26 protein-coding genes, 1 tRNA gene and 1 pseudogene are annotated in these 24,904 nt (G+C 65.9%); 12 read left to right on the top strand and 16 right to left on the bottom strand.

The features are described from left to right. Window positions 1–365: 365 nt before the first annotated feature. From FPV16_RS07415 to FPV16_RS07400, 4 genes are all read right to left on the bottom strand, one after another. Window positions 366–587, bottom strand: coding sequence for a hypothetical protein (locus FPV16_RS07415; protein WP_227437528.1), 222 nt, complete (start codon window positions 585–587; stop codon window positions 366–368). A gap of 271 nt (window positions 588–858) precedes the next feature. Further along, the gene (locus FPV16_RS07410) at window positions 859–1,017 is read right to left on the bottom strand and encodes a hypothetical protein (RefSeq protein WP_227437526.1); all 159 of its coding nucleotides are present in this window, start codon (window positions 1,015–1,017) and stop codon (window positions 859–861) included. 151 nt (window positions 1,018–1,168) lie between these two features. Further along, window positions 1,169–1,492: a hypothetical protein gene (locus FPV16_RS07405; RefSeq protein ID WP_227437524.1), complete on the bottom strand. Its 324-nt coding sequence runs from the start codon at window positions 1,490–1,492 to the stop codon at window positions 1,169–1,171. Next, a complete protein-coding gene (locus FPV16_RS07400; RefSeq protein WP_227437522.1) occupies window positions 1,489–1,653 on the bottom strand; it encodes a hypothetical protein in 165 nt (54 codons plus the stop codon). Before FPV16_RS07400 ends, FPV16_RS07405 begins: the two co-directional genes overlap by 4 nt. Window positions 1,654–2,039: 386 nt before the next feature. Here FPV16_RS07400 and FPV16_RS07395 point away from each other — a divergent pair, with 386 nt between their 5' ends. After that, on the top strand, window positions 2,040–3,050 hold the full coding sequence (locus tag FPV16_RS07395; protein WP_227437520.1) for a polysaccharide pyruvyl transferase family protein: 1,011 nt from the start codon (window positions 2,040–2,042) through the stop codon (window positions 3,048–3,050). A 457-nt stretch (window positions 3,051–3,507) separates the two neighbouring features. Then, entirely contained in the window at window positions 3,508–4,413 is a 906-nt protein-coding gene (locus tag FPV16_RS07390) for an MBL fold metallo-hydrolase (RefSeq protein WP_227437518.1), read from the top strand. Here FPV16_RS07390 and FPV16_RS07385 read toward each other — a convergent pair. Together FPV16_RS07385 and FPV16_RS07380 are read right to left on the bottom strand one after the other, a co-directional pair. Next, window positions 4,400–5,878, bottom strand: a complete 1,479-nt coding sequence (locus FPV16_RS07385; RefSeq protein ID WP_227437516.1) for an amino acid permease — start codon at window positions 5,876–5,878, stop codon at window positions 4,400–4,402. The two genes, FPV16_RS07390 and FPV16_RS07385, sit on opposite strands and share 14 nt — an antisense overlap. Window positions 5,879–6,086: 208 nt before the next feature. Further along, window positions 6,087–6,854, bottom strand: a complete 768-nt coding sequence (locus tag FPV16_RS07380) for a DJ-1/PfpI family protein (protein ID WP_413629220.1) — start codon at window positions 6,852–6,854, stop codon at window positions 6,087–6,089. 295 nt (window positions 6,855–7,149) lie between these two features. Between FPV16_RS07380 and FPV16_RS07375 the strand changes: the two genes are divergently transcribed. From FPV16_RS07375 to FPV16_RS07365, 3 genes are all read left to right on the top strand, one after another. Next, window positions 7,150–7,893, top strand: coding sequence for a sigma-70 family RNA polymerase sigma factor (locus tag FPV16_RS07375; RefSeq protein ID WP_018045464.1), 744 nt, complete (start codon window positions 7,150–7,152; stop codon window positions 7,891–7,893). Between the two features lie 225 nt (window positions 7,894–8,118). Continuing rightward, complete coding sequence (locus FPV16_RS07370) at window positions 8,119–8,529, top strand: DUF1236 domain-containing protein (protein ID WP_018045463.1); 411 nt, start codon at window positions 8,119–8,121, stop codon at window positions 8,527–8,529. Between the two features lie 212 nt (window positions 8,530–8,741). Next, window positions 8,742–9,059 carry a hypothetical protein gene (locus tag FPV16_RS07365; RefSeq protein WP_227437514.1) on the top strand — a complete coding sequence of 106 codons (318 nt, stop codon included), beginning with the start codon at window positions 8,742–8,744 and terminating at the stop codon, window positions 9,057–9,059. 44 nt (window positions 9,060–9,103) lie between these two features. Here the strand turns inward: FPV16_RS07365 and FPV16_RS26255 are convergent, their stop codons facing one another. Then, window positions 9,104–10,321 (bottom strand): GGDEF domain-containing protein, encoded by a 1,218-nt coding sequence (locus tag FPV16_RS26255; protein WP_227437512.1) that lies wholly within the window; start codon window positions 10,319–10,321, stop codon window positions 9,104–9,106. A gap of 535 nt (window positions 10,322–10,856) precedes the next feature. Here FPV16_RS26255 and FPV16_RS07355 point away from each other — a divergent pair. Next, a complete protein-coding gene (locus tag FPV16_RS07355; RefSeq protein WP_227437511.1) occupies window positions 10,857–11,489 on the top strand; it encodes an OmpW/AlkL family protein in 633 nt (210 codons plus the stop codon). Between the two features lie 94 nt (window positions 11,490–11,583). Here the strand turns inward: FPV16_RS07355 and mscL are convergent, their stop codons facing one another. The 3 genes from mscL to FPV16_RS07340 form a co-directional block, all read right to left on the bottom strand. Beyond that, window positions 11,584–12,006, bottom strand: coding sequence for a large conductance mechanosensitive channel protein MscL (gene mscL, locus FPV16_RS07350; protein WP_227437509.1), 423 nt, complete (start codon window positions 12,004–12,006; stop codon window positions 11,584–11,586). Window positions 12,007–12,063: 57 nt separating this feature from the next. Next, entirely contained in the window at window positions 12,064–12,909 is an 846-nt protein-coding gene (locus FPV16_RS07345) for a CDP-alcohol phosphatidyltransferase family protein (RefSeq protein WP_227437507.1), read from the bottom strand. Between the two features lie 88 nt (window positions 12,910–12,997). Then, window positions 12,998–13,708: a phosphatidylserine decarboxylase gene (locus FPV16_RS07340; RefSeq protein WP_018045459.1), complete on the bottom strand. Its 711-nt coding sequence runs from the start codon at window positions 13,706–13,708 to the stop codon at window positions 12,998–13,000. Between the two features lie 213 nt (window positions 13,709–13,921). On the opposite strand from FPV16_RS07340, the gene FPV16_RS07335 reads away from it, so the two are divergent. Continuing rightward, complete coding sequence (locus tag FPV16_RS07335; protein ID WP_227437505.1) at window positions 13,922–14,086, top strand: hypothetical protein; 165 nt, start codon at window positions 13,922–13,924, stop codon at window positions 14,084–14,086. 25 nt (window positions 14,087–14,111) lie between these two features. Here the strand turns inward: FPV16_RS07335 and FPV16_RS07330 are convergent, their stop codons facing one another. Together FPV16_RS07330 and FPV16_RS07325 are read right to left on the bottom strand one after the other, a co-directional pair. Continuing rightward, complete coding sequence (locus FPV16_RS07330; protein ID WP_227437504.1) at window positions 14,112–15,014, bottom strand: pyridoxamine 5'-phosphate oxidase family protein; 903 nt, start codon at window positions 15,012–15,014, stop codon at window positions 14,112–14,114. 29 nt (window positions 15,015–15,043) lie between these two features. Next, a complete protein-coding gene (locus tag FPV16_RS07325; RefSeq protein WP_227437502.1) occupies window positions 15,044–15,658 on the bottom strand; it encodes a glutathione S-transferase family protein in 615 nt (204 codons plus the stop codon). 139 nt (window positions 15,659–15,797) lie between these two features. Between FPV16_RS07325 and FPV16_RS07320 the strand changes: the two genes are divergently transcribed. Next, complete coding sequence (locus FPV16_RS07320; RefSeq protein WP_227437499.1) at window positions 15,798–16,706, top strand: LysR family transcriptional regulator; 909 nt, start codon at window positions 15,798–15,800, stop codon at window positions 16,704–16,706. Between the two features lie 259 nt (window positions 16,707–16,965). Here the strand turns inward: FPV16_RS07320 and FPV16_RS26390 are convergent. Next, window positions 16,966–17,073 (bottom strand): annotated as a pseudogene (locus FPV16_RS26390) (short-chain dehydrogenase/reductase); the annotation flags it as partial. A gap of 21 nt (window positions 17,074–17,094) precedes the next feature. After that, window positions 17,095–18,090, bottom strand: coding sequence for a hypothetical protein (locus tag FPV16_RS07315; protein ID WP_227437497.1), 996 nt, complete (start codon window positions 18,088–18,090; stop codon window positions 17,095–17,097). A gap of 334 nt (window positions 18,091–18,424) precedes the next feature. Here FPV16_RS07315 and FPV16_RS07310 point away from each other — a divergent pair, with 334 nt between their 5' ends. From FPV16_RS07310 to FPV16_RS07300, 3 genes are all read left to right on the top strand, one after another. Then, window positions 18,425–19,465, top strand: coding sequence for an IS110-like element ISMpo4 family transposase (locus FPV16_RS07310; protein WP_227437495.1), 1,041 nt, complete (start codon window positions 18,425–18,427; stop codon window positions 19,463–19,465). A gap of 354 nt (window positions 19,466–19,819) precedes the next feature. Then, entirely contained in the window at window positions 19,820–20,179 is a 360-nt protein-coding gene (locus tag FPV16_RS07305; RefSeq protein ID WP_227437493.1) for a hypothetical protein, read from the top strand. 309 nt (window positions 20,180–20,488) lie between these two features. After that, window positions 20,489–21,526 (top strand): lysozyme inhibitor LprI family protein, encoded by a 1,038-nt coding sequence (locus FPV16_RS07300; protein WP_227437491.1) that lies wholly within the window; start codon window positions 20,489–20,491, stop codon window positions 21,524–21,526. Between the two features lie 374 nt (window positions 21,527–21,900). Here the strand turns inward: FPV16_RS07300 and FPV16_RS07295 are convergent. Then, window positions 21,901–21,985 (bottom strand) — tRNA-Leu (locus FPV16_RS07295). Window positions 21,986–22,089: 104 nt separating this feature from the next. After that, the gene (gene leuC, locus FPV16_RS07290) at window positions 22,090–23,505 is read right to left on the bottom strand and encodes a 3-isopropylmalate dehydratase large subunit (protein ID WP_227437488.1); all 1,416 of its coding nucleotides are present in this window, start codon (window positions 23,503–23,505) and stop codon (window positions 22,090–22,092) included. Window positions 23,506–23,778: 273 nt separating this feature from the next. Between leuC and FPV16_RS07285 the strand changes: the two genes are divergently transcribed. Further along, the gene (locus FPV16_RS07285) at window positions 23,779–24,759 is read left to right on the top strand and encodes a 2-hydroxyacid dehydrogenase (RefSeq protein ID WP_227437487.1); all 981 of its coding nucleotides are present in this window, start codon (window positions 23,779–23,781) and stop codon (window positions 24,757–24,759) included. Window positions 24,760–24,904: the final 145 nt, after the last annotated feature.

Below are 24,904 nucleotides of genomic sequence, written 5' to 3'. Positions count from 1 at the left end.
TCGGGGCAAGAGGGGGCGCGACGCAGTATGAGAGGCTGCGATGACATAGGGCCCTGCATAGCTTTCATCGAATCGCAGGCGCGACGTGTCGGGATGGCCGTATCCCGAGGCGACGACATCCTGCGCAGAGGCAACTGGCACCACCATAAGGGCAAGTGCCAGATTGCATGCCAGCATCGACCATTTTAGAGTCGGCGACATGCCAACCTCGCTGCGTGAATCCGGTTCGAGATGGGACGGCACGATCGGGCCATGGGCCAGTCGAAAAATAACGGCGAAGAGTACGAAGAGACGATTTCGCTCGACCTGCAGGATGCAGAACCCGATGTCCGTACGCCGTACGTCAAAAAATTGAGGCCGTCGTTTCAGCGGCAGGTGGTGACGCGGCGGACAATCCAGCCCTCGCCATCGACGAACAAGCGCTTGCGCGATTTGGTGCAGGCCAGAGTGTCGTCTTCGGCCTCGACCGTCAGAGCAACCTTGCCGAGTTCCGCATCCCGGTGAGGCGTGGTGGTCGAGGATCCCTCGGTCCCCGGCATCGCTTCAGCGGAAAAGGAGGACATACCGACGAAGAGCGCAACACCCATCGCAGTGAAAAGGCCAAATCGTTTCGTCATCGCAACCCTGCCCGCGCTCCGTTTTTCGAAGCACCATTCAGACCCAAGCCATTGCGCTTACCGCAGCGCTTGATCTGTAAAGTCGCGTGGGAGCAAAACAGTTGCAGCGCGATGACGCGCCGCACCTAGATAGTTGGGATGCGTTGCTGCTTGTGTGACACCGCACCGTGACGATCGCGATCTCTTCTCGCGTGCCGGCTCCGATGCCACCGACATCGCGGGAGGAATCCCGTGATCGATTTCAACGTTCAGCGGTGACGCTGAGCAGCGGCAGGGTCACGGCAAGCTCCGGGGCGCCGAGCATGCGGGGGGCCAGAGAGGGAAGGGCAAAGGCTGCGATACCCAAGACGAGGGTCAGCCCGAGAAGTGACGTTTCGAGACCGCGGTAGATCACGTCCATTCCCACCTCCACCCTGTTGGGTCGGACGGATCATGAACGGGAACGGGTTAACCAATCCCTCATGCGGAGCGTCGAGGGAAGGAACCGGACGTGGGGCCCCAGGCCACGGCTCATCGAGAACCACGGGTCAATCAGGCCGTCACGGCCTACCTCACGCTCGTCCGAGCATTGCCATGAAAGCGAGATCAGCTTCCGGCGGCTTGAGCAGGGCCGCCGCCAGATTGGCTTCGAGCACGATGAGATCGCTATCGGGATCGGGCTCCCACCCGCAATTGCAGCCGCCTGGGCCGTCATGGGCCTCGGCGATCTGTCGATACAGCGTCCCGATCGTGCGGGCTGCCACCGTCAGGGCCTGGAGCGCCGGAAGAGGTTGACGGTGCAGACTGGTCCAGAAGGCGCGGCGCAGTGCTTCGTCCAGCTCGCTTCCCTCCTTGGCCGGCTCGATACAGGGCCGGGACGAACGGACGGCGCTCACGCGATCTCTCCTTTTGTGATCGGGATTGATTGGGGCATCAACCGCGGCTCCTTCGCGGCGGCGAGGAAATCCACCAAGTCGGCGATGCGGTGCAGACGCATGTCGACGGCGCACCCGTCCCACCATGCCAGCCGTGCATAGCCGCGGATCAGTTCCAGCATCCGTTCCATCTCGGCCGACCTCCACATCCCGCAATGCCCCGATAGCGGGTATAAAGAAGCAAGACGCGCGATCAATCAAGCGTATTTGAGAATATTGGAAAGAGTATAAATCTTACATAACTCGCCAGATCATCAGATTTGATTTATATCTATTCCAGACTATCAGTCTGCGATACCTGCATTCTTGACGTCTCCGGGCAGCCGAAGGCATCGTAGACCGACGTTTTGAGCGACGCCGCCCCTACGCCCGTCCCCGTCAGGAATCGGCAGTTTCGGCAGATCGGCCTTTCCCTTATGCCGTTCTCCGGTAACGGCCTCGACTCTGACTGTCTCCGAGACGATAAGCTCTGTCGAATTGCGCTGACGACCAAGTTTGGAGAGATCGAGTGTCGGACCAGGAAGAGCTCGAAGGTCAGGAGAATCAGGCCGAGAAGGCGGCGGCGAAAGCGTTCCACGCCCATCTCCGGAAAGGCAACAGGGACGCGTACATCAAGCTGGAGAACGAACTCCTCGCTGAGTCAGAGCAGAAATGGGGTGCCTTCGTCACGGCGTTCCGCACCCTGCGCACGTTCGACGAGTTGGCGGCCGAAGCCGGCCTCGACGAGAAGTACCGCCCCAAAGTGTGGTGGATGCGCAGCCCCTATCCCGGCAATTTCGGCGACATCCTCACCCCGTACATCCTTTGGCACGCCTTCGGTGTGATGCCGCGCTGGGTGGCCTCCAGCAAGGCGGAAGGTCTTTGCATCGGCAGCATCGCCAAGTTCGCCCGCCCCGGCACCCACGTGTGGGGAACCGGCATGCCACGCGGCAGCGACCCACTCTGCCCGACCGCGATCTACAGCGCCGTGCGCGGTCCGCTCTCGCGTTCGGCGATCCTCGCCAGCGGTGGAGAATGCCCGGAGATCTACGGTGATGCCGCCGTCCTACTGCCAGAGGTGTATGCACCGGATGTGCCCAAAACCCACAAGATCGGCATCATTCCACACGTGCTGCAGGAAGGGATGTTCCGGGCCGCCATCGAGAAGCTGGGTGCGGACCACATCAAAGTCATTTCGCTGCGATCGGTGACGTTTGACGAAATCGAACGTGTAATCCGAGACATCATGAGCTGCGAGGAGATCGTCTCCACCTCGCTCCACGGCCTCATCGTTTCCCATGCCTACGGTATTCCCTGTCAGTCGCTCCGCGTGACGAGCGACCTGGAAAACGCGGGGGATTCGTTCAAGATGCGGGATTACAAGCTCTCGGTCGGTCTCGATGATCCCGCGCTCGGCGTCCCGCCGCGATTCACCGACCTGAAGTGGCTCGAAGCGCGCAAGTGCGTCCTGCCGCCGTCGCCAATCGATACGAAGGCCCTCCGGGCGGCGTTCCCCTTCCCCGTCCGGCTGAACACCTGAACGGCGGGGCAGGGTTTCGGACCCAAGGATCGCCCGTCTTAAAAAGTCTCACAAAACTCCCGGTCACGGTCGGTTCTCCTCGGAGCACGACGGCGCAGCGGGAGTTTTGTGAGAGACACCTAGGGCCGTGGAGCTCTTGTCTTGCACGCCCTTTCAATGGCGTTTCGATGCGCAATCCCAAGGCGTTGGTCGTCTCCCTCTATCGCTCGTTGACGTAAGCCCAATGCGCTCTCGCCCGACTCGAAAACAGTCACGCGAGAGCAGGCTTTGCGCAGAATCCAGTCTTCCAAGCTGTGTGCGTGGCCGCACATCGATGTCGAAACGGGCTGACTACCTGATGGTCAACCCCACTTCGATCCTGGCAACCTGCTTGTGACCGTTCTTGCGACGAACGGACCGCATCGGTGCGCCGAAAGGCACCGGATCTCAGGCAGATCGGGCAATCGGTAGTCGAACGATGACGATGACGAACACTTTGGCTGAGGACGGCCTCTCGCTACGCTTCTGGGGCGTCCGGGGTTCCACGCCCGTCAGCGGACCGGATTATGCCGAGTTCGGCGGCAATACTCCCTGCATGGAGATCCGCTGCGGCACGCGCTTGTTCATGGTCGATGCTGGTTCCGGCCTGAACGCCTGCGGCCTGCATCATCGGGAGGCGCTACCCAAAGAGATCGATCTCCTGTTCAGCCATCTCCATCTCGATCACACCGCCGGTCTGCCGTTCTTCAAACCCGTGATCTTCAATCCGGAGCGGACCATCAACACCTATTGCGGCAACCTCGATGGGGACAGCGCCGAGGCGACTCTGGACCGGCTGTTCTCGCCGCCGTTGTTTCCCGTGACGCTCGACGTCCTCCCGTGCACATTCGCCCATCACGGCTTCAAGGCGGGCGAATCGCTGAATTTCGCCGATGGCGCGCGCGTCGACACCATCCTGCTCAACCATCCGCAAGGATCTGTGGGCTACCGCTTCGATCATGCGGGCAAGCGTCTCTGCATCATCAGCGACATCGAGCATTCCGATCCCTGGCCTGACGAAGCCCTGCGCCGCTTCGTGGAGGGCGCCGACCTCCTCGTCTACGACGGCATGTTCACGGAGACCGAGTATCCCCGCTGCTGCGGTTGGGGACATTCCACCTGGGAAAAGGGCGTCGAGCTGGCGCAGGCGGCCGGGGCGAAGGCTTTGGCGATCATTCATCTGCATCCGTCCCATGGCGATGCGCAGTTGCGCAGCGTGGAGACGGAGATGCAGGCCGTCATGCCGACCGCCTTCATCGCGCGCGAACGGCAGATGGTCGCCGTGGGCGAGATGACGGAACCGGCCCGTGACGGCCGGCACCTGTCCCTGATCAAGACGGCCTGACGGCCTCTTCGCGGCCGAGGCGGCTGTTGCGCCGGCTCCAGGCGAAGTAGATGACAAGTCCTACCGCGAGCCAGGCAAGCAGTCGCAGCCAGGTCTGGCCGTCGAGGGACACCATCATGGCGAGGCAGCTGACGATGCCGAGGATCGGCACCAGCGGCACCAGCGGCGTCCGGTAGTCCCGGCGCGCATCGGGCTGGGTCCGGCGCAGGATGACGACCCCCGCACAGACCAGGATGAAAGCGAGCAAAGTGCCGATGCTGGTCATGTGGCCGAGCTGGCTGATCGGCAGGAAGCCGCCGAGCGCGCTGGTGAACACCATGAAGAACAGGTTCGAGCGGTAGGGCGTCTTCCAGGTCGGATGGATCTTCGAGAAGAAGCCTGGCAGCAGCCGGTCCTGGCTCATGGAATAGAACACCCGGCTCTGGCCCAGCAGCAGGACCAGGATCACGGTGGAGAAGCCGGCGATGACGCCGAGGGTCACGAGGCTCTTCAGCCAGGGGAACGGCGTCTGGGCGATGGCCGTGTTCACCGGCGCGGCATCGCCCTTCATGGCGTCGTAATGGACGAGGCCGGTGAGCACGCCGGCGAAGGCGATGTAGATCACCGTGCAGATGGCCAGCGACCCGAGGATGCCGATCATCATGTTGCGCTGGGGGTTCTTAGCCTCCTGCGCCGCCGTCGAGACCGCGTCGAACCCGATATAGGCGAAGAACACGACACCGGCGCCGCGCATGATGCCGCTCCAGCCGTACTCGCCGAACGTGCCGGTATTCTCGGGGATGAACGGCACATAGTTCTGCGCCTTGATGTAGAACAGGCCGACGCCCACCACGACCGCCACCACCGCGAGCTTGATCGCCACGACGACGGCGTTGACGCGGGCGGATTCGCGGATGCCGATCATCAGCAGGGCCGAGACGGCGACGATGATGAGGATGGCCGGCAGGTTGACGATGCCATGCGCCGTCACCCCGTCGACCGTGTAGGTCTCGAAGGGTGAATTCACGAGGCTGGGCGGCAAGTTGATGCCGAGGGTGTCCCGCAGGAACCGGGTGACGTAGCTCGACCAGCTCACCGAAACGGTGGCCGCGCCGACAGCGTATTCGAGGACGAGATCCCAGCCGATGATCCAAGCCACGAACTCGCCCATGGTGGCATAGGCGTAGGTATAAGCCGAACCCGCCACGGGGATCATGCCGGCGAGCTCGCTGTAGCACATCCCGGCGAAGGCGCAGGCGATCGACGCGATGGCGAAGGAGATCACCACGGCGGGGCCGGCATGCTCGGCCGCCGCGATGCCGGTGAGGGAGAACAGGCCGGCGCCGATCACCGCGCCGATCCCGAGGGCGACGAGGCTCCAGGGGCCGAGGGTGCGTTCGAGCTTGTGCTCACCCCCTTCGGCATCGGCATTCAGTCGCTCGAGGGTTTTCGTCCGGGTGAGATCGCCTGCGAGGCCTGATGCCATGGATCGATGCCCTTCATCGTTGGAGCGCGGATGTCCGGTGTCCAGCGCATTGCGACCATGCAGCTTTCCCGCCATTGGCTAAACCTTGGCCATTCAACGAGGTTCCGGCAAAATGACGCGCCGTCGCGCCAGGGGCAGTCGCGCGAAGGAGCTGCCGCGCGGAGAGCTGGAGACCACCTGCCTCCGGCAGCCCCGAGCGCCCCAGCCCTCACCGCGGCGTGGGCCCTGCCGCGGCCGCGAGCGACCCATCCGCCAGGTCCTTGAGGATCGCTCCGGCGCGGGCGGCGATGTCCGGGCCGGCCGTCTCGGGCGTACCGGCGGAGAAGGGCGGTTCCGGCGCATACTCGGCCACGAGCTGGCTCGTCCTGGCATACTCGTCGCCACGCAGGCGCGCCGCCAGGACGAGGGCGAAGTCGAGGCCGGCGGAGATGCCTGCCGCCGTGATCCGGTTGCGGTCCACCACCACGCGCCGGTTCACCGGGATGGCGCCGAGGCGGGGCAGGACGGTCTCGCGCACGCACCAATGCGAGGTGGCGCGATAGCCATCGAGCAACCCCGCCGCACCGAGGATGAGCGAGCCGGTGCAGACGCTGGTGATCCAGGACGCCCCGGCCGCCCTGTCGCGCAGGAAGGCCAGAGTCGCCTCATGGCGCATCTGGGCGGGGGTCGCGTCGCCGCCGGGCACGAAGAGCACATCGACGTCGCGAGGGCAGGTCTCGAAGGAGGTGTCCGCCAAGAGAGTCAGCCCTGTATCGCTGGGGACCGGTCCGGCTTGGTGGGCGACGAGATGGAGCCGATCGCCCGCCAACCCGGCCAGGATCGCCTGCGGGCCCACGAGGTCGAGTGCCGTCATGCCGGGAAACATCAGCATGGCGATCCGCACGGGCGGCTGGTCCGGCACCGCCGCGCGCGCGGCCTCGCCTGGACCGGACAGGACAGCCGCCGTCAGGCTCGCGGTGAAGGCGCGACGATCCATGGACGATCCTTTCCGATGGCAATGACCGGATCATATAGGCCACCGAAGACGCCAGCAGAGGCCGCAGGGCTCGGGGATGTGACCAAGATGTCGACGTCTCCGACGCCATCCGCCGCATGTGGACGCGAACGGCGTACATCGCCATATGCTCAGCTTGGCGGGATGCGTGACCGGGTGGGATGCGCTACAACCCCGGGACATGCTACGGGCTCGCCATCGACGTCAGGCGGACCTATCCGATACGGCCGGTCCGAACCGGGCGATTTCCTGCCAAACGATCAGAATACGACGAGCCATGACACGCGACGTCCTTGACACCAGCCCCGACCGCTTGAGCGACACGAACGGCGACGGGCGGCCGAGCCTGACAGCGACCATTCGCTCCCATCTCGGAGACCAGCTCCGCACGGTCTACGATCGCCTCGGCACGGACGAGCCGTCCACTCGGTTCGCCGAGCTCATCGAGAAGCTGGAAGCCGCCCTGAAGGCGCGCGGCGAGCAGGTGGAGCCCGAGTTCCGCAACGGTCTGCTCGCGGCGGTGCCGTCGCTGCGGGCCTTCGCGCTCTCGCTCACCAGCAATCCGGCCCGCTCGGACGATCTGGTGCAGGACACCCTGCTCAAGGGCTGGCAGCACCGCGCGCGGTTCCAGCCGGGCACGAACCTGAACGCCTGGCTCTTCACCATCCTGCGCAACATCTTCTACTCGGACCACCGCAAGCGCGTGCGCGAAGTGGAGGACCAGGACGGCTCCTACGCGGCACGTCTCGCGACGGCGCCGCACCAAGGCGACCGCCTCGATGTAGAGGATCTGCAGACGGCTCTCGCCAAATTGCCGCCCGACCAGCGCGAGGCCCTCGTCCTCGTGGGCGCCGAGGGCGTGTCCTACGAGGAGGCGGCCACGATCATGGGCTGCAAGGTCGGCACGGTGAAAAGCCGCGTGAGCCGTGCCCGTGGGCGCCTCGCCGAACTGCTCGGCTACGACGAGGAAGACCTCAGCTCGGACCGCCTGATCCAATCGGCCATGCCGAAGGACGCCTGACACCATCCGGCACCCAGTCGGGATCGGCACCCCTCGGCGTTTACCAGGCGACGTTGTTTCGCGACGCCGGGCGCATGAGGAACGTCGTCCCCCGATCGGGGGCAGGGTTGGGACAATCCGGCAAAATCGACTTTCGAGGCATCCCTTTCCGGAGATCGGGCGTTACTGCCCCGAACCCCGCTGAGCGTCACCGTTCGCGGGATATCGGATACGGAGATCTCGATCATGAACATCAAGACCCTTCTCGCCGCTTCGGCGATTGCCCTGTCCCTCCCCCTCGCCGCCCAGGCCCAGGGCCTCGTGCGCGGCGCCGAGCGTGGCGCGCAGGATGGTGCGGATGCGGCCGGCCCGTTGGGCGCCATCGTCGGCGGTGCCGTCGGTGCGGCGACCGGAACCGTCGGTGGCATCCTCGGCGTCGACGATCGTCCCCGCTTCCGCCAGTACGTCACCCGCGAGCGTCACAGCTCCTACGCCTATGACGGCGATGTCCGCGTCGGCGCGACCCTGCCGGGCACCGGCGTGACCTATTACGACGTCCCCTCCGAGTACAACGCCCGCGGCGCACGCTACACCATCGTCAACGACCGCCCGGTGCTGGTCGACCGCAGCCGCCGCATCGTCGAGGTCATCGACTGATCGTCGACCTCGACCGTCGCTGATCATTCGATAAAGGCCCTCGGTGCTACGGCACCGGGGGCTTTTTCGTGGATCGGAGAGTCGTCAGGACTCGCATGAGACATGGACAAACTACCGTCGTCGCGCCGACCGCCGTCAACATTTGTATGTCGGCACGCGCAACACTCTCCGCCCGGGCTGGTTATTGCTCTTGACTGACGGAGACACCCGACATGGCAAACGATCCAATCGTCCGCGTTGATCATCCGCCCCCCGGTCAGGCCGGCGGCGTGGATGTCGATCCGGCTCTGCCCGAGCCGGTGCGGGATCATCTCGGCCAGCAGTTGCGCTCGGTCTTCACCACGCAGGACGAAGCGCCTCGATTCCTTGGGGATCCCGCCGTGCCGGAAGAGTTCGCGCCTCAGCTGCGTCGCCTGGAAACCCGGCTGAAGACCCATGAGGAGGGCACCGTCGCCGTCGAACAGGCCCTGGACGGGCTGCTCGACGACCTGAAGGAGGGCCACTCCCTTCCGGCCAGTTCGACGACCTGATCGACCGGCGCTCGAGGTCACGGCGTCGGCCCACGCGATGACGGTCAGGCAACGAGCTTATCGGCGCCGAACGCTGCCTCGTCGAGACCGTCCCGTTTCTCGGCCTTCCGCACCGGGCTGTTTCGGCAGACCTGGTTTCTCCCCTGGGCCTTGGCCGCATAGAGGGCCGCATCGGCCCTTAGTGTCGCGGGTCCGATATCGGTCTCGCCCGGTTCCATCATGGCGACACCGATGCTCGCCGTGACCCTCACGGTCTGACCGGCGAGCGGAAGGGCGCAGGATGCGGTCGCGAGACGCAGGCGTTCGGCGATGGCCAAGGTCTGCTCCAGCTCAGCGCCGGGCAGGACGGCCAGGAACTCCTCGCCGCCCCAGCGCACGGCGATGTCGTCCCGGCGGATGGTGTTGGCGACGAGGCCGGCGAACGCGATCAGGACCTCGTCACCGCTGAGATGCCCGAAGCGATCGTTGATCGATTTGAAATGATCGATGTCGGCCATCAGGATTCCGACCGGCTGCCCTTCCCATTTCGACCACCACGTTCGGCGCAGGGTCTCAATCAACCCCCGACGATTGGCGAGGCTGGTCAACGGATCGGTCTGGGCGAGACGGCCGAGGCGAAGGCTGGCGCGTTCGCCCGACATGGCGAGATACGCGAAATGGACCAGGATGCCGGACACCTGATCGACCGCGAGGGACATGCGGGCGGCCTCCTCGGTCTGCATCGGCAGGTCCGTAGCGACGAGAACGGCCAGTGAAGCCGCGAAGCTCAGGGCATAGAAGCTCATCGCAGCCACGATGATATATTGCGACCAGAGATGGTCACCCGCGCGTGTCCGAACACATTCATGGATTGCCAGAACCGTCGTCAGCAGGCAGGGCGCGAACACGAGTGCCAAGGCAATCCGTGGCGACAGACCGACCAGCAATGCTCCGGTATGCAGGATGCCCGGCAGGCAAGCCAGAACCATGAGATGAGACGGTGCGACCGAGCGGCCGTAGAAGAGCCGCAATCCGCTCCAGGTCAAGGCCAAGCTCGTCCCGAAGCCGCAATAGGTCACCAGCCCTTGCGACAGCGTCATCCATCCGCCGAGGGGGCCGCTCATCATGAACATGGTCGTGAGGATCGACACGATGACCGAGGCGATCCAATGCCAGAGATAGATCTCGTTGCGTTGCCTGAGCACCACGACGATGAACACGGCGAGATAGGCCCCGCGCGACGTCAGCGTCGCGAACTGAAGCGTATCGACGTCAAGGGACACGGTTCCGACCTTTCACTAGACGCCGATGACGGGGCGACGGACGGCGCTTCCGCCGCCGAGGGGCATCCGATACGCGATGGGCGTACCGACGCGGCGATGCGGATCACACTTCCTGAAGTGCCGTTGTGTTGGAGAATTTAACGACATGAAATAATGTTTCATACTTGGTCGAAGTCCACCCTTGGCTGAGCGTGCGGCGACTTTATTAATGCACAGAGAACAAACACGCCAATTTTTTCACTATCTCAAACACGCCTGCGGGCTTACATGCCAGGAAATCAGATTTCCACACGAAAGAATAGCAAAGCTGTCACAAGCAGACATTCTTTCAGGGGCCGGTAAGGAACGGTTATTGTCTAGTTCATAGGCTGATCTGATGACAAGGACCGGTTCCCCACGCGCTACAACCATCGGTGCACGGGACCGATCGATCTTTGCGGTGCCATGGAGGCCGCGTCTTCGTCTCAAGGCTCGTGAAGGGGCGGCGTGGGGCGTGGCTGTCCGGCATCTGGGTCTGGCAGGACTTGCCGTGTCGATGGGCTCCTCCGTCTGCCTGGGTGCGGACGAAACCCTTCCCGTCGGCGCGCCGCTTCCGGCGAGGGCAGGCTTTGCAGCGGGCGATGTCTTGGTGCGGGCCCGCGTCATCGGCATGTTCGCGGTCGACGAACGGTCCCGGATCGATCTGATCGGCGGTACGGTCAGGATGCCCGCGATGATTCTGCCGGATGCCGACGTCACGTATTTCCTCACCGGCAATCTGGCCGTCGCGGGACAGGCCGGCATCATCCGGACGAAGCCCGTGATCAAGGGATCGCTGGTGGGAGACATCCCCATCGGAGCGATCCAGAGCTTCGGCGGCTTCGCGGCGATCCAGTATCACGCCTTCTCCGACGGACCCTTCAAGCCCTATGTCGGTTTGGGCCTCAGCCTGTCCGTACCGCTCCAGACGGAGCCCGCCGGGGGCTTCGTGACCGCCTTCAGCGTCGATCCCATCGCCGGCCTGCTGCTTCAGGCCGGGTTCGACTATCATCTCGGCGGCAACTGGTACGCCAATGCCGAGGTCAAGAAGATCTGGCTTCCCGGCTACACGCTGGGACATGCCGCCATCGGCGCCAAGGTCGAGATGAACACGGTGATCGTCGGCGGCGGAATCGGCTACCGCTTCTGACGCGCCACTGGGCCGAAGATCGGAGCGCGGGTCGGCAACGCTCGCTTCGGGGCGCGACGCTCGAACCCCTGAGCGAGCTTCGAGCGCGGGGACGTCATAGGGTCGGCTTCGCCGCCAGGATGTCGCGAATCTCGCCGAGCAGCTTCACGTCGGCCGGCGTTTCAGGAGCGGGCTTTGCCTCCTCCTGGGTCTGAAGTTTGTTCATGGCCCGGATCACGAGGAACAGCACGAAGGCGACGATCATGAAATTGAGCGCCACGGTGATGAACTGGCCGTAGCCGATCACCGCGCCCTGCTTCTTGGCGTCGACATAGGCCGCGCCCTTCTGCACGCTCGACGACAGGGCGATGTAGTAGTTCGAGAAGTCGAGGCCGCCGGTCACCGCGCCGATGATCGGCATGAACACGTCCTGGACGGCCGAGGTGACGATGGCACCGAAGGCGGCACCGATGATCACGCCCACGGCCAGATCGACGACGTTGCCGCGCAGTGCGAATTTCTTGAATTCTTCCAGCATCGTCGCCTCCCAAGCCCAAGCCCAGTGGGTTTCCTGCCGGGAGGTTAGGCGAGGCGATCAGGTTTCGACAGGCGCCGGTTCGATCTGTCCACGACCGGTTGCGTCGAGACGCTCCTCGAGTTTCGCCCGGCGCCGATACTGCGCCGCCCCGATCGGCAGGGTGACGAGGTAGCCGCCCGCCATCACCACCATGGCCTCGAACGGATAGCTGATGAACAGGCCGAAGGCCGCGACCACGACGAGGAAGATCGGCAGCACCCATTCGCGCGGCACGCGCTTGCCCATGGTCTTGCCGGAGAAGGTCGGCACCGTGGAGACCACGAGGAGGGCGATGCAGAGGGTGTAGCCGAGCACCACCGGCGCGGCCCAGCGCTCGAACGGCAGGCCGAGGAAGTGGAGATAGAGCGGCAGCAACGCGGTCAGCGCTCCGGCCGGCGCCGGCATGCCGACGAAGAAGTCCTTCTTCCAGGCGGGCCGGTTGGGATCGTCGAGCATCGCGTTGAAGCGGGCGAGACGCAGGGCCATGGCGATGGCGAAGATCAGGGCGACGATCCAGCCCAGCGAGCGCAGCTCCTTCAGGGCAAAGCCGTAGAGGATGAGCGCCGGAGCGCAGCCGAAATTGACGAAATCGGCGAGGGAATCGAGCTCGGCCCCGAAACGCGACGTCCCCTTGAGCATGCGGGCGACGCGCCCGTCGATCCCGTCGAGGAAGGCGGCCGCGACGATGGCGATCACCGCCGGCTCGAACTTGCCCTCGAAGGCCAGACGGATCGCGGTCAGCCCGAGGCAGACCGCCATCAGGGTGATCATGTTGGGCGCGATCATCCGGAATGGCACCGCCTTGAAGCGGCGCGGCTTCGGCTCGTTGGCATCCGGCTCGAAGGGCGGAAAGAGATCGTCCATGACGCGCCTTTTCAGAAAGACGGGCGAACGGGCCTGTGGGACACCGTCCGCGAAGGATCGCGACCCCGCCGGGCGGGGCCGTGCGGGATCAGATGCGGCGGAAGCTGCGCTCGGGGCCGCCGCCGAGATCGGCGAGCACGGTCTCGCCCGCCACCGCCTTCTGGCCGAGGCCGACCAGCACGCGCGTGCCCACCGGCAGGTAGACGTCCACGCGCGAGCCGAAGCGGATCAGGCCGAAGCGCTCGCCCACGTTCAGGGTATCGTTCGCCTGGACCCAGCCGACGATGCGGCGGGCCACCAATCCGGCGATCTGCACGACGCCGACGCGCAGGGGGCTGCCGCGATGGGTGGTCTCGATGACGAGGCCGTTGCGCTCGTTGTCGTCGCTGGCCTTGTCGAGCTCCGCATTGAGGAACAGGCCGGGCGTGTAAACGATCTGGCCGATCTTGCCGGTGACGGGGACGCGGTTCACGTGGCAATCGAACACGTTCATGAAGACCGAGATCCGCGTCATCGGCTCCTGCGGCAGGTCGAGCTCGGGCGGCGGCAGCACGGTGGAGATCAGGTTCACCCGGCCGTCGGCCGGCGAGACCACGAGGCCGTCCGCCACCGGGGTGACGCGCTCGGGATCGCGGAAGAAGTAGCAGACCCACAGGGTGAGGATCAGGAAGATCCAGCCGGCGAACTGGGCGAAATAGCCGAACAGCACGGTCAGCACGATGCCGATCAGGATGAAGGGGTAGCCCTCCTTGTGGATCGGCACGAGGGTTCGGCGGATCGTCTCAAGCAGATCGGACATGAAGATTCGGTACTCCTGCGGACCGAGGGATCGGCCGCGCCCGCAATGCGGCCGGGTTGGCAGTCCCAACGGCCGGCGTCAACTCTCACAGCGGATCGGTACTCCCCGCACGGCCCCCCCGGTGCCGGACCGGCCTCTACGCATCCGGCTTGATGATGCCTTAAGCACCGCGCCGCTAGACCAGGAGGGGATCGGGCGGAGAGCGGGGATCGGATGCTGGGTAGGGCGCTGATGCATGTGCGGGCGGCGATCGCCCTGCGGGACTGTGCCGCGAGCGCTCCTTCGGATGTCGTACGCCACCTCCTGATGAAGGTGGCCGCGATCCACGTGGCCCGGGCCCGCAAGGTGCTCCGCGCGAGCCAGGGCCGTCGTCGCTGAAGCGAGCCCGGCGCCGGGGCTCCCGTCACCGGGGTGGCACGGCGCCAGCCCGTCGGACGAAGGTTCGGGGTGCGAAGCGCCAGAGCCGCTCGGCGCCCGGAAAACGCGCGATCTCGGGGGAATCGAGGACCAATTCGGCCCGGCCGGTCATCTGCAGCAGGTCGCCGGTGATGAAATCGATGACGAGGAGTCCGGCGCGGGGATTGGCGCGGATGTTTCCCAACGTGTTGAAGAACCGGTTGCCGGAATAATCCGGGACCGTGAGCACGTCGTCCGCGCCGATCCGCACGAAGCCTTGCGCGCCGCCGCGATGCGAGACGTCGACCTGCCGGTCCCCCTCCTCCCCGTCCGCATAGGTGGCGACGAAGACCGTATCGGCCTCGGCGATGAGCGCACGGGCGCGCTCGTCGAGGCCATGGCCGGTCTCCGGGGCCGCCGCGATGGAATTCAGCAAACGCTCCGTACCCTGCCGGACACGGATGTATTGCGGGCAATTGCCGAAGCTCTGCTGCACCCGGACCTCGAAACCGTCGCCCTCCCTGCGCTGCACGATCCCGTTCAGGCGGTTCCGCCGCCGCGTCGCGAGATCGATCCCGAGCAGACCCACCGCCGCTCCCTCCGTCAGGCCCGCCTCCGCGGGATCGCCGGGGTCGGCGGCAGCCCGTACCCGGAGACGGACGGGATCCGGCGCTTCGAGGAACCCCGGCTCGCCGGCCCGGATCGTCGCCCAGACGTCGCCCTCCGAGTCGACGGCCCCGAGCACCACGAAGGGTAGTTGCCGGAAGAAGTCGCGATGCTGCTCGATCATCCGGTCGCGGATGACGCGGGGGCCGAGCTCGGCCATGCGCGCGGCGACGCCGGCATGGTTCTGGATCGCGATCTCGCCCCGGTGCCAGGGCGAGGCGGAGTGATGGTCGGATGACGACATGGGGGGATCTCCCGTGAGAGGGTCTCGACTCAGGCCGCGCGCAGGCCGACCACTGTCGTCGGAAGGGCCACGAAGCCGGGCAGCGCCTCGATACGGCCGAGCCAGGCCCGGATCTCGGCATAGGGCGCAAGGTCGACATTCCCCTCGGGTGCTGCGGCGATGTAGCTGTAGAGGGCCACATCCGCGATGGTCGGGTGATCGGCGGCGATCCAAGAGCGGCCGCCGAGCTCGGCCTCGATGCGGCCGAGGATCTGATGGGCCCGAGCGATCACCTCCGCGGCGTCGAAATTCGCGCCGAACAGGGTGATCAGGCGGGCGGCGGCGGGCCCGAAGGCGATGGGCCCGGCCGCCACCGAGAGCCAGCGCTGGACCCGCGCCGCCGCCAGGGCATCCTCGGGCAGCCAATCCGTGCGCCCGAGCTTTTTCGCCACGTAGACCAGGATGGCGTTCGAATCCGGAACGATCACGTCGCCGTCCACGAGCACCGGCACCTGGCCGAAGGGGTTCAGGGCGAGGAAGTCCGGCGTCCTGTGCGCGCCGGCGGCAAGATCGAGCTCCACGATCTCGCAATCCGCGCCCACCAGGGACAGGAACAGGCGGGCCCGGTGCGCATGCCCGGACAGGGCCATGTGGAACAGCTTCATGACATGTCTCCGCGACGGCCGGACGAGGGCGCCGGCCACGGGCACATGAGAGACCCTTGCCTGGAACGCGTGAACCGGCATTCTCCGCAATCGACTATTCCGCTGGATGGAATAATCTGCGGGTACGGAGGAGGCCGGCATGGATCGGTGGCAGGCGATGCGGGTCTTCGTGCGGGTGGCGGAGAGCGGGGGGTTCGCCGCTGCGGCACGCCAGCTGAACATGAGCCCGCCCGCCGTGACCCGTGCGGTGGCCGCCCTGGAGAACCGGATCGGAACCCGCCTGCTGACCCGGACCACGCGCTCGCTGATGCTCACCGAGGTGGGCGGACGCTATCTGGAGGATTGCCGCCGCATCCTCGCGGACACAGAAGAGGCCGAAACACTCGCGGCCGGCGCCTATGCGACACCTTCCGGAATCTTGACGATTACCGCTCCGGTGCAATTCGGTCGGCTTTATGTATTGCCCGCCGTCACGGAGTTTCTTGCGCGCTACCCGGCCGTCAGCGTGCGCGCGCTGTTCCTCGACCGGGTGGTCAACCTGATCGAGGAGGGCGCAGATGTAGGAATCCGCATCGGCCATCTCGCCGATTCCGGGCTCGTCGCGGTCCGGGTCGGCACGGTCCGCAGGGTTCTCTGCGCCGCGCCGGACTATCTCGACCGGCACGGGACACCGCAATCGATGGGGGATTTGCACCGCCACGCGACCATCGGTTTGATGGGAACGCGATTGCCCTTCGAGCGCCATTCCCCGGCCGAAGGGCCGACGCGTGGCGCCACGCAATCACGGTTGATCTGCAACACCATCGACGCGGTCCTGGCGGCCGCCCTCGCCGGCCAGGGGATCGCACCCCTGCTGTCCTATCAGGTGGCGCCCTCGGTGGCCGAGGGCCGGCTCAGGCTGGTCCTCGACGATCCGGACGCGGTGCCGGTCCCGGTCCATATCGTGAGCCTGGAGGGAAGGCGCGCGCCGGCGAAGGTGCGCGCCTTCATCGATCTGGCCGCGGCGCGGCTACAGGCCGACCCGATGGTCAATCCCGGTCGGCCCTAAGATCTTGTTTGAGTTGGTTTTCCAAGGGCTTACCTCATCCTGAGGTGCCGCGTAGCGGCCTCGAAGGAGGACTCCAGATATCGCAGTGGGCTCTGGAAACCTCCTTCGAGGCCCTTCGCCGAGGCGAAGGGCGCCTCAGGATGAGGTGGTCTGGTGGGAGGAGCGGCTTTGGCATGAGCATCCGCCGAGACATCCGATCAGACAGGTTCGTAGAGCCACACGAAGCGCGCCCCGCCCTGGGTGCTCGAGACGTGGAGCTTCACGAGACTAGGGGAAGGCGCATCTGCTTGCGGTCGCTCTTGTCGAACTGCTTGGCCGGCACGAAACGGCGCAGGAGGCTGGCCTGCCGCGCCATCGAAGCGGCAGAGACCGGCGTCGCCCCGCCTGCTCAGCGCGGAACCACCGAGGCGGCGACGCGCTCGGCCCGTGCGAGGGCGTCCGGCTGGTCCGCGCCGGCGAGGCCGATGACGCGCAGATAGCTCTTCCCATCGAAGCGGATCGTCTGGCTCACCCCGACCTTTCGGCCGGACCGCACGTCCTTGCCGGTGGCGCGCAGGCGGATGAGGACCGCGCCGCCCTCGCTGGTGCGGGTCTCGTCGGTGACCGCGATGTTCTGAACCTCGCGGAGGGTGCCCAGCGCCTTGCGGGCGAAAGCGCTCTGCTGCCCGGGCGCGACCGGAGCCTTCCCCAGGGAGGGCGCTACGATGACGAGGGTCTGCGTGCCTTCGGGATCGACGTCCTTGGGGCCATCGGTGAGCAGGAGGGTATTTCCCATCAGCGTGCGGACCGGGCGGAACCCCGCCAGATCCCCCACCGTGTAGGGCAAGGCCGCGATCTGGTCGGCGACATTGCCGGGGGAGCGGAACGCGATGGTGCCGAGGGCAGCCTCCACCGCCTGGTTCGGCACCTGCCCACGGGCCGCTTCCGGAACCTGCACGGTGACGAGGCCGGTGCCGTCCCCGCCGCGCACCACCGCGACCCACTTGGTGTAGGTGATCCCCCTGGCCGACTGGCTGCCGCGCAGGACACGGCCCTCGCCGCCAGCGACCGGCAGCGCCTCGGCCGCTCCGACGGCGGCAAAGCCCGTCGCGCGCAGGGATTCGGGGGTGAACTTTTCGGCGAGCTGCCCATAGGCCTCGGCCGGCATCGCGACGATGACGATGGAGGCGCCGGAGGGATGCTCGAAACCGGCGAAGCTCCTGGCGGGCGTCATGCCGGCGGGCGGCACGAGACCGATCGCGCCGGCGGGCGGGAAGACCGCCTCGGCGGCGCGGGCCGGCAAGAGCGAGATGGAGAGGAGCGGGGCGGAGAGGAGGGGGCCAACGACGAGGCCAAGGAGGGCGAACAGCCGGCCGGTGGCGCGGCGGAAGCGTGGAAGAACCATCGTGGAAGCGTCTCTCGCGCGTGGGACGTCAGCGTCGGTGGGGCTTGCCCGGTGTCCGGTTCGCGGCCTGTGCAACGTCCCGGGCGGCGGCACCCTGGCTGGCGGGGGCTCGCGGCGTCAACCCGCTGCAGCGCCTTCCGGGACCGGTCAGGGTCGTGCCGGTATCTCCAACAGCACCGGCACGACCGCCGGCTCTGTGAGTCTCGGCCCTGCGCAGATCGGGTAATCGGGCCGTCGCCAGCCTTCCCCGCGTCGCGGATCGTGGCAAGCTGCTCGGTGGTTCAATCCGGTCTGCCGGCGCGACGCCCGCGACCGATCATCCGGGAGCAGGGTCATGCGCTACTACGCCGGTCTGGATGTCTCGTTGGCGGAGACGTCGGTGTGCGTCGTCGATGAGGAGGGCAAAATCCTCCGCGAGGCCAAGGTCGCCAGCGAACCGGAAGCGCTGGCGACCTGGCTTGGCGCTCTCGGCCTACCGCTGACCCGTGTCGGCCTGGAGACCGGGGCGCTGGCAGGCTGGCTATGCGAGAAGATGACCGAACTTGGCGTGCCCAACGTTGTCTGCATGGACGCGCGGCACGCCCGCGCCGCGATGGTCGCGATGACCCACAAGACCGACCGCAACGACGCGCGCGGCCTTGCTCAGATGCTGCGCACCGGCTGGTTCCGGCAGGTCCACGTGAAGGCACGCCGGACGATGGAGCTGCGCACGTTGCTGACCAGCCGCAAAACGTTGGTGCTGAAGATCAGCGACGTGGAGAATCAAATTCGCGGGTCGCTCTGCCTGTTCGGGATCAAGCTTGGCACCGCCAAGCGCCGGACCTTCTCGGAACGGGTGCGGGAGCTGACGGCCGACCTGCCACGCGTGGCGGCCATCCTCGACGTGCTGTTGCAGGCGCATGCGGCGATGCTGCTCTCGCTCGACCGGCTCAACCGCGTGGTGTTGGAGATCGCCCGCGAGCACGCCGTCTGCCGTAGGCTGATGACGGTGCCAGGCGTCGGGGCCGTGGTCGGCCTGACCTTCATCGCCGCCATCGAGGATCCGGCCCGGTTCGCCAAGTCGCGTTCGGTCGGGGCGATCCTCGGCCTGGTGCCGCGCAAGCATCAGTCCGGGGAGGTGGACCGGAACGGGCGGATCACCAAAACCGGCGATACCGAGGCGCGGGCGGCGCTGTTCGAAGCGGCGCACGTGATGCTGCACCGGGTCAAGAAGTGGTCCGGGCTAAGGGCGTGGGCGACGAAGGTAGCCCAGCGCCAGGGCAACAAGCGCGCGACGGTGGCGCTGGCGCGCAAGATGGCGGTGGTGATGCACCGGATGTGGGTGGACGGCACGACCTTCCGCTTCAGCGCAGTCGAGGCTCCGGCCGCCGCGTAGGCATCTCACGGTTTGCAGGGATCGAGGCCGGGCGCGCCTGGACTCGAAAGGTCGTCCTCACGGGGACGGGCGGGAGATGAAGCCGGAATGACGGGTGTGCTGGCCTCTGGGCCAAGTCCGCTGTCGCATATAGGCTCGCCTCTCATCGGAACGCGATCATGTGGCGGCCCGCGTGCCGACCACGGACAGAAGCCAAGAGTCCCGTGGGTGGCGAGATCGACGTGTGAGATAACATGACCGCCGAGCGCGCGCCCAGCGCGACCGGAGGATGCGAACTTTCGACCCGTCGCAGACATTCCACCGTAGTATGATGGATGATCAGATCGCGGTGAGGAAAGGTTCGAGGGACTGCTGATGAGGGCGTTTTGGAAAGGCTGCGGTATTGAGGTCACCTCTGATCAGGCCAGGGAGGTTGATCTCGGGGAGGCCGGCTTGATCTGGTCCGACGAGGTCCGCGGCGTCGAGGGAAATTTTTTCGGCCTGATCGACGCCCGGAACAGGGCGGTCCAATTCTACTTCGAGGCAAGCATTCCTAACGACGTCGAGGATGCCAGTCATCTTCGGATTATCTTGATGGACTTTCCGCAACCGGAGCGGAACGGGTCCTACGGGAAGCTGGTGACTGTCGGCGAGGTTTACGGGCTGATCGCGATGGCCTTCAGGATTGGGGCAGACCATCGCGCCTTCGGCGAACTGACGTTCACAGCCTGGTAGCGGCTCGGCCGCATCCCGGCTTTCTCCCCGGATGCCAACCGACGTCTCTGCGGGCGAAAGGTCCACCGTCCACCCTGTGCGGACCTTCGGCAGGCGCGGCAGCACGGCACCCCTTGACGGCAGAGGCCCGATTACAGAACCCGTCACTCATTCACCATTCGGAAGGCATCCGATTCATCTCACCGCCGTGAGCCAAAGTTGTAACGGCGTCTCAAACAATCGGATGCTAGCCAGATCGAACGGAACGTCAGCAATCGCAACGCTTTTTGTCTCTCGCCTGATCGAGTTTTTGCAATGTCGAGCACATTCATGACCGCGTCATCTCTCAGCGTAATGATGACAGTCTTCCTGACATTCCCGACAATCGGCCGAGCAGAAACGCCGAAACACTGCGACACGGCCACGGACGCCGTCGACAGGGCCATCTGTACGAACCCTGCTGCAAAATCAGCCGATGACGGAATGGTGAAAGCTTACACCAACCTCCATCATAGCTTCGATAGCGTGAGCGGCAAGGCTTTGCTTGAGGGACAGAGGAAATGGCTGCAGACCCGCAGCCAAAGCTGTTCCGACAAAGGAAAAGACCTCGTCGCCTGCATCATCACGTCCAGCAAAGACAGGATGGATGCGCTCAGGAGCATGAGCGCCGCCATACCGGAAGACGGTCCCGGCCTATTGGGCGCTTTGGTACCCTACGACGTCGGGGCCGACGGCAAGGACGGCGAATGGAACAGATCCGCATCCCTCTTCCGTTTCAACAAGCCCTCGACCGACGCGGAGAGAGCCTTCAATCTGCTGATCGACAAAGCCGTCTCGGATCTGCCGGTGAAGATGGACGGTGCGGGAGGGGGGGAGACCGGCACGTGGAGTGTGGACGGCACCCTCGTCTATGCGTCACCAAGCTTCATTTCGATCTGCGTCGACGCCGACGAATACGCTCAAGGCGCGGCGCATGGCCTGTCCTGGACCCAGAACATCAATTTCGACCTCCGGTCAGGCAAGGCCGTGACAATTACCGACTGGTTCGATGAAAAGGCGAGACATCTCATCGACAAGACCTGCTTCAGCCAGATCCGTAAGCAGTGGAAACGACAAGACGGCGATCAGGTTTCAAAAGCACAGCAAACGGAAGATGATCGCAACATCGAAACACTTGAATTGGCCGATGCCAGGAAACAGGCGTCCGCAATCAATGAAGAGGCGGCCCATTGGACGTTCGACTCGACATCGGCGACGATCACATATGATCAGCGTGCGATATCGGAGTATCCAGGGGGCAAGAGCGAATGCACGCTACCGCTTCATGTCGTCAAGAAGCTGTCCTCGGTCCCGATTCCGATCGAGTGAAAAGGCGCGATATGCGGCAGCTTTTTATGAGACGTTGAATTCCCGACGCACGGATGCTGCCTCTATCCGTGCGCTTGACCATGACGGCCGCCTCACGCGTGGTCGCACCTTGTGCCTGATCCCGGGATGGGTGCCGCGGTCTTCACGCTAAAGGGAGGCGACGCGACGGTCGAAGCCGGGATGTCGAACCCGGAAGCTCCACCGTAATGACGCGTCTGCGACCCGGTTGGGCTCGTCAGCCGAAAAACGAAACTTGACCTAGAGAGATCCCGTCTTCGCGCGGGCAGCGTGCCATCTCATGGCGAGGATCGAAACCCGTTCGGGTGGGTCGGTCTGATCCTACATGTTCAACGGAGCAACGACCTAAGGTCGCTTGGTGCCCAGGAAAGGACTCGAACCTTCACCTCTTGCAAGACTGGTACCTGAAACCAGCGCGTCTACCAATTCCGCCACCTGGGCCGGTCGGCAGATGTTTGCCGACGCGGAGGTTCGTTTAAGCGGACGGGCCGGCCGCGTCAATCGCGATTCCGGCCCGTCTCGCCGATTCCGCCCAAGCTCGGGGCTCAGGCCTCGCCGCGCCACTCGCGGATGTCGACGAAGCGGCCGGCCACGGCGGCGGCGGCGGCCATGGCCGGGGAGACGAGGTGGGTGCGCCCGCGATGGCCCTGGCGGCCCTCGAAGTTGCGGTTCGAGGTGGAGGCGCAGCGCTCGTTGGGGCTGAGGCGGTCGGCATTCATGCCGAGGCACATGGAACAGCCCGGCTCGCGCCAGTCGAACCCGGCCTCCTTGAGGATGCGGTCGATGCCTTCCGCTTCCGCCTGGGCCTTCACCACGCCGGAGCCCGGCACCACCATCGCCGAGACCGACGGATGGACCTTGCGGCCCTCCACCATCTTGGCCACGGCGCGCAGATCCTCGATGCGGCCGTTGGTGCAGGAACCGATGAAGACCCGGTCGAGGGTGATGTCGGTGATCTTCGTGCCCGGCGTGAGGCCCATATAGTCGAGGGCTTTCGCCTTCGACTGGCGCTTGTTCTCGTCGGCGATGGCGGCCGGATCGGGCACGAGGCCGGAGATCGAGACCACATCCTCGGGGCTGGTGCCCCAGCTCACCAGGGGCGGCAGGCTGGCGGCATCAAGGCGGACCTCACGGTCGAAGAAGGCGCCCTCGTCGGTGGCGAGGCTGTCCCAATAGGCGCGGGCCCGCTCGAACACCTCGCCCTTGGGGGATTTGGGGCGGTCCTTGACGTAGGCGTAGGTGATGGCGTCGGGCGCCACCATGCCGGCGCGGGCGCCGCCCTCGATCGACATGTTGCAGATCGTCATGCGCCCCTCCATCGAGAGGGCGCGGATCGCCTCGCCGGCATATTCGATGACGTAGCCGGTGCCGCCGGCGGTGCCGATCTCGCCGATGATGGCGAGGATGATGTCCTTGGCGGTGACGCCCGGCGGCAGGATGCCGTCCACGGTGACGCGCATGTTCTTGGCCTTGCGCTGCAGCAGCGTCTGAGTGGCGAGCACGTGCTCCACCTCAGAGGTGCCGATGCCATGCGCCAGCGCCCCGAAGGCGCCGTGGGTCGAGGTGTGGCTGTCGCCGCAAACGATGGTCTGGCCCGGCAGGGTGAAGCCCTGTTCGGGCCCGATGACGTGGACGATGCCCTGGCGCCGGTCGAGGGCGTCGTAGAACTCGATGCCGAAGTCGCGCACGTTCTCGGCCAGCGTCTCCAGCTGGAGGCGGCTCTCCGGATCCTCGATGCCGAAGCGGCGGTCCGAGGTCTGGACGTTGTGATCCACCACCGCCAGGGTCTTCTCCGGGTGGCGCACGCGCCGTCCGGCCACGCGCAGCCCCTCGAAGGCCTGTGGGCTCGTCACCTCGTGGACGAGGTGGCGGTCGATGTAGAGGAGGCTGGTGCCGTCCGGCTCGACATCGACCACGTGGTCGTCCCAAATCTTGTCGTAGAGGGTGCGCGGGGCAGTCATGGCGTGGCTGTTTCGGTTTTCGTCGTTGATGGGATCACGGGCAGGCATGTGACGCTCGCCCTCTTTAGTAGTGTTCGAAAGGCCCGCATGGAAGTAGGCCGGCGCACACGGTGCATCCGAGGCATGATGGCCACTCGCGCGCCGCATGGCGAGCCTGGCCGGCCCAGGGCCATTCGCGAGGCTGGACCCTGCCCGGACGGCGGATTACAGCCGTATGCCCTCATGGCCATTCCTCTTCATGGCCGGTTCCGGGGGACGGATGACGAGCGCGACATGCAGCCTGCCGACCTGTTGCTCCTGAAGCCGATGCAGCCGAGCGTCATGGACGCGCTGGCCGCCGCCTTCACACTCCACCGCGCCGACACCGCCCCGGATCGCGACGCGTTCTATCGCGAGATCGGACCGCGCATCCGCGCCATGGCCACCGGGGCGCAGGCACCCGTCGACCGCGCCCTGATCGAGCGGCTGCCCCACCTTGAGATCGTGGCGAGTTTCGGCGTCGGCTACGACACGATCGATGTCGGGGCCGCGGCGGAGCGGGGCATCGTCGTCACCAACACGCCCGACGTGCTCTCCGACGAGGTGGCCGATCTCGCCCTCGGGCTGCTGCTCGCGACACTCCGCGAAATCCCGCAGGCGGACCGCTACCTGCGCGCCGGGCATTGGCCGACGCGGACCTACCCCCTCACCGCGACCCTGCGCGGCCGGCATGTGGGCATCCTCGGCCTCGGCCGGATCGGACGGGCCATCGCGCATCGCCTCGAAGGCTTCGGCGTCACCCTCTCCTATCACGGCCGCCGCCGGCAGGAGGACGTGACCTACGCCTTCCACCCGACCCTGCTGGAGATGGCGCGGGCGGTGGACGTCCTGATGATCGTGGCGCCCGGCGGCCCGGAGACGAACGGGATCGTCAATGCCGAGATTCTCGACGCCCTCGGCCCCGACGCGATCGTCGTCAACGTCGCCCGCGGCAGCCTCGTCGACGAGCCGGCGCTGATCGAAGCCCTGCGATCCGGCAGGATCCACGGGGCCGGCCTCGATGTCTTCGCCACCGAGCCCCATGTGCCGGAGGCGTTTCTCGGCCTGGAACGGGTCGTCCTGCTGCCGCATGTGGGCTCCGGCTCCGTCCATACCCGCGAGGTCATGGGCCGGCTCGTGGTCGACAACCTGCTGTCCTGGTTCTCCGGCAAGGGGCCGCTGACGCCGGTGCCGGAAACGCTGGCGAACGGGCGCGGCACCGGAGCGGGCCGATGATCCGCCTCGTGCGTTCCCGCGCCGGCCTTCTCGCCGGCCTGTTGACGGTAGCCGTCATGGCCGGTCCGGCGCAGGCCCAGGGAGTGAGCCAGGACAGGACGCAAGGGATGGCTCAGGACGCTCCCCAGGCGACGCCCGCCCCGGC

The sequence above is a fragment of the Methylobacterium sp. W2 genome, assembly GCF_020662345.1.
Taxonomy (GTDB): Bacteria; Pseudomonadota; Alphaproteobacteria; order Rhizobiales; family Beijerinckiaceae; genus Methylobacterium.
This window is presented reverse-complemented; position numbering and strand designations above follow the sequence as displayed.

What these genes read in the sequence shown, in the direction of transcription:
- FPV16_RS07355 (WP_227437511.1), top strand. Translation starts at nt 10,857, where the DNA reads ATGGGCTCCTCCGTCTGCCTGGGTGCGGACGAAACCCTTCCCGTCGGC.
- FPV16_RS07370 (WP_018045463.1), top strand. Translation starts at nt 8,119, where the DNA reads ATGAACATCAAGACCCTTCTCGCCGCTTCGGCGATTGCCCTGTCCCTC.
- FPV16_RS07340 (WP_018045459.1), bottom strand. Translation starts at nt 13,708, where the DNA reads ATGTCCGATCTGCTTGAGACGATCCGCCGAACCCTCGTGCCGATCCAC.
- FPV16_RS07390 (WP_227437518.1), top strand. Translation starts at nt 3,508, where the DNA reads ATGACGATGACGAACACTTTGGCTGAGGACGGCCTCTCGCTACGCTTC.
- FPV16_RS07315 (WP_227437497.1), bottom strand. Translation starts at nt 18,090, where the DNA reads ATGGTTCTTCCACGCTTCCGCCGCGCCACCGGCCGGCTGTTCGCCCTC.
- FPV16_RS07285 (WP_227437487.1), top strand. Translation starts at nt 23,779, where the DNA reads ATGCAGCCTGCCGACCTGTTGCTCCTGAAGCCGATGCAGCCGAGCGTC.
- leuC (WP_227437488.1), bottom strand. Translation starts at nt 23,505, where the DNA reads ATGACTGCCCCGCGCACCCTCTACGACAAGATTTGGGACGACCACGTG.
- FPV16_RS07305 (WP_227437493.1), top strand. Translation starts at nt 19,820, where the DNA reads ATGAGGGCGTTTTGGAAAGGCTGCGGTATTGAGGTCACCTCTGATCAG.
- FPV16_RS07300 (WP_227437491.1), top strand. Translation starts at nt 20,489, where the DNA reads ATGACCGCGTCATCTCTCAGCGTAATGATGACAGTCTTCCTGACATTC.
- FPV16_RS07365 (WP_227437514.1), top strand. Translation starts at nt 8,742, where the DNA reads ATGGCAAACGATCCAATCGTCCGCGTTGATCATCCGCCCCCCGGTCAG.
- FPV16_RS07330 (WP_227437504.1), bottom strand. Translation starts at nt 15,014, where the DNA reads ATGTCGTCATCCGACCATCACTCCGCCTCGCCCTGGCACCGGGGCGAG.
- FPV16_RS07415 (WP_227437528.1), bottom strand. Translation starts at nt 587, where the DNA reads ATGGGTGTTGCGCTCTTCGTCGGTATGTCCTCCTTTTCCGCTGAAGCG.
- FPV16_RS07380 (WP_413629220.1), bottom strand. Translation starts at nt 6,854, where the DNA reads ATGGATCGTCGCGCCTTCACCGCGAGCCTGACGGCGGCTGTCCTGTCC.
- FPV16_RS07345 (WP_227437507.1), bottom strand. Translation starts at nt 12,909, where the DNA reads ATGGACGATCTCTTTCCGCCCTTCGAGCCGGATGCCAACGAGCCGAAG.
- FPV16_RS07320 (WP_227437499.1), top strand. Translation starts at nt 15,798, where the DNA reads ATGGATCGGTGGCAGGCGATGCGGGTCTTCGTGCGGGTGGCGGAGAGC.
- FPV16_RS07325 (WP_227437502.1), bottom strand. Translation starts at nt 15,658, where the DNA reads ATGAAGCTGTTCCACATGGCCCTGTCCGGGCATGCGCACCGGGCCCGC.
- mscL (WP_227437509.1), bottom strand. Translation starts at nt 12,006, where the DNA reads ATGCTGGAAGAATTCAAGAAATTCGCACTGCGCGGCAACGTCGTCGAT.
- FPV16_RS07410 (WP_227437526.1), bottom strand. Translation starts at nt 1,017, where the DNA reads ATGGACGTGATCTACCGCGGTCTCGAAACGTCACTTCTCGGGCTGACC.
- FPV16_RS07310 (WP_227437495.1), top strand. Translation starts at nt 18,425, where the DNA reads ATGCGCTACTACGCCGGTCTGGATGTCTCGTTGGCGGAGACGTCGGTG.
- FPV16_RS07385 (WP_227437516.1), bottom strand. Translation starts at nt 5,878, where the DNA reads ATGGCATCAGGCCTCGCAGGCGATCTCACCCGGACGAAAACCCTCGAG.
- FPV16_RS07400 (WP_227437522.1), bottom strand. Translation starts at nt 1,653, where the DNA reads ATGCTGGAACTGATCCGCGGCTATGCACGGCTGGCATGGTGGGACGGG.
- FPV16_RS07375 (WP_018045464.1), top strand. Translation starts at nt 7,150, where the DNA reads ATGACACGCGACGTCCTTGACACCAGCCCCGACCGCTTGAGCGACACG.
- FPV16_RS07335 (WP_227437505.1), top strand. Translation starts at nt 13,922, where the DNA reads ATGCTGGGTAGGGCGCTGATGCATGTGCGGGCGGCGATCGCCCTGCGG.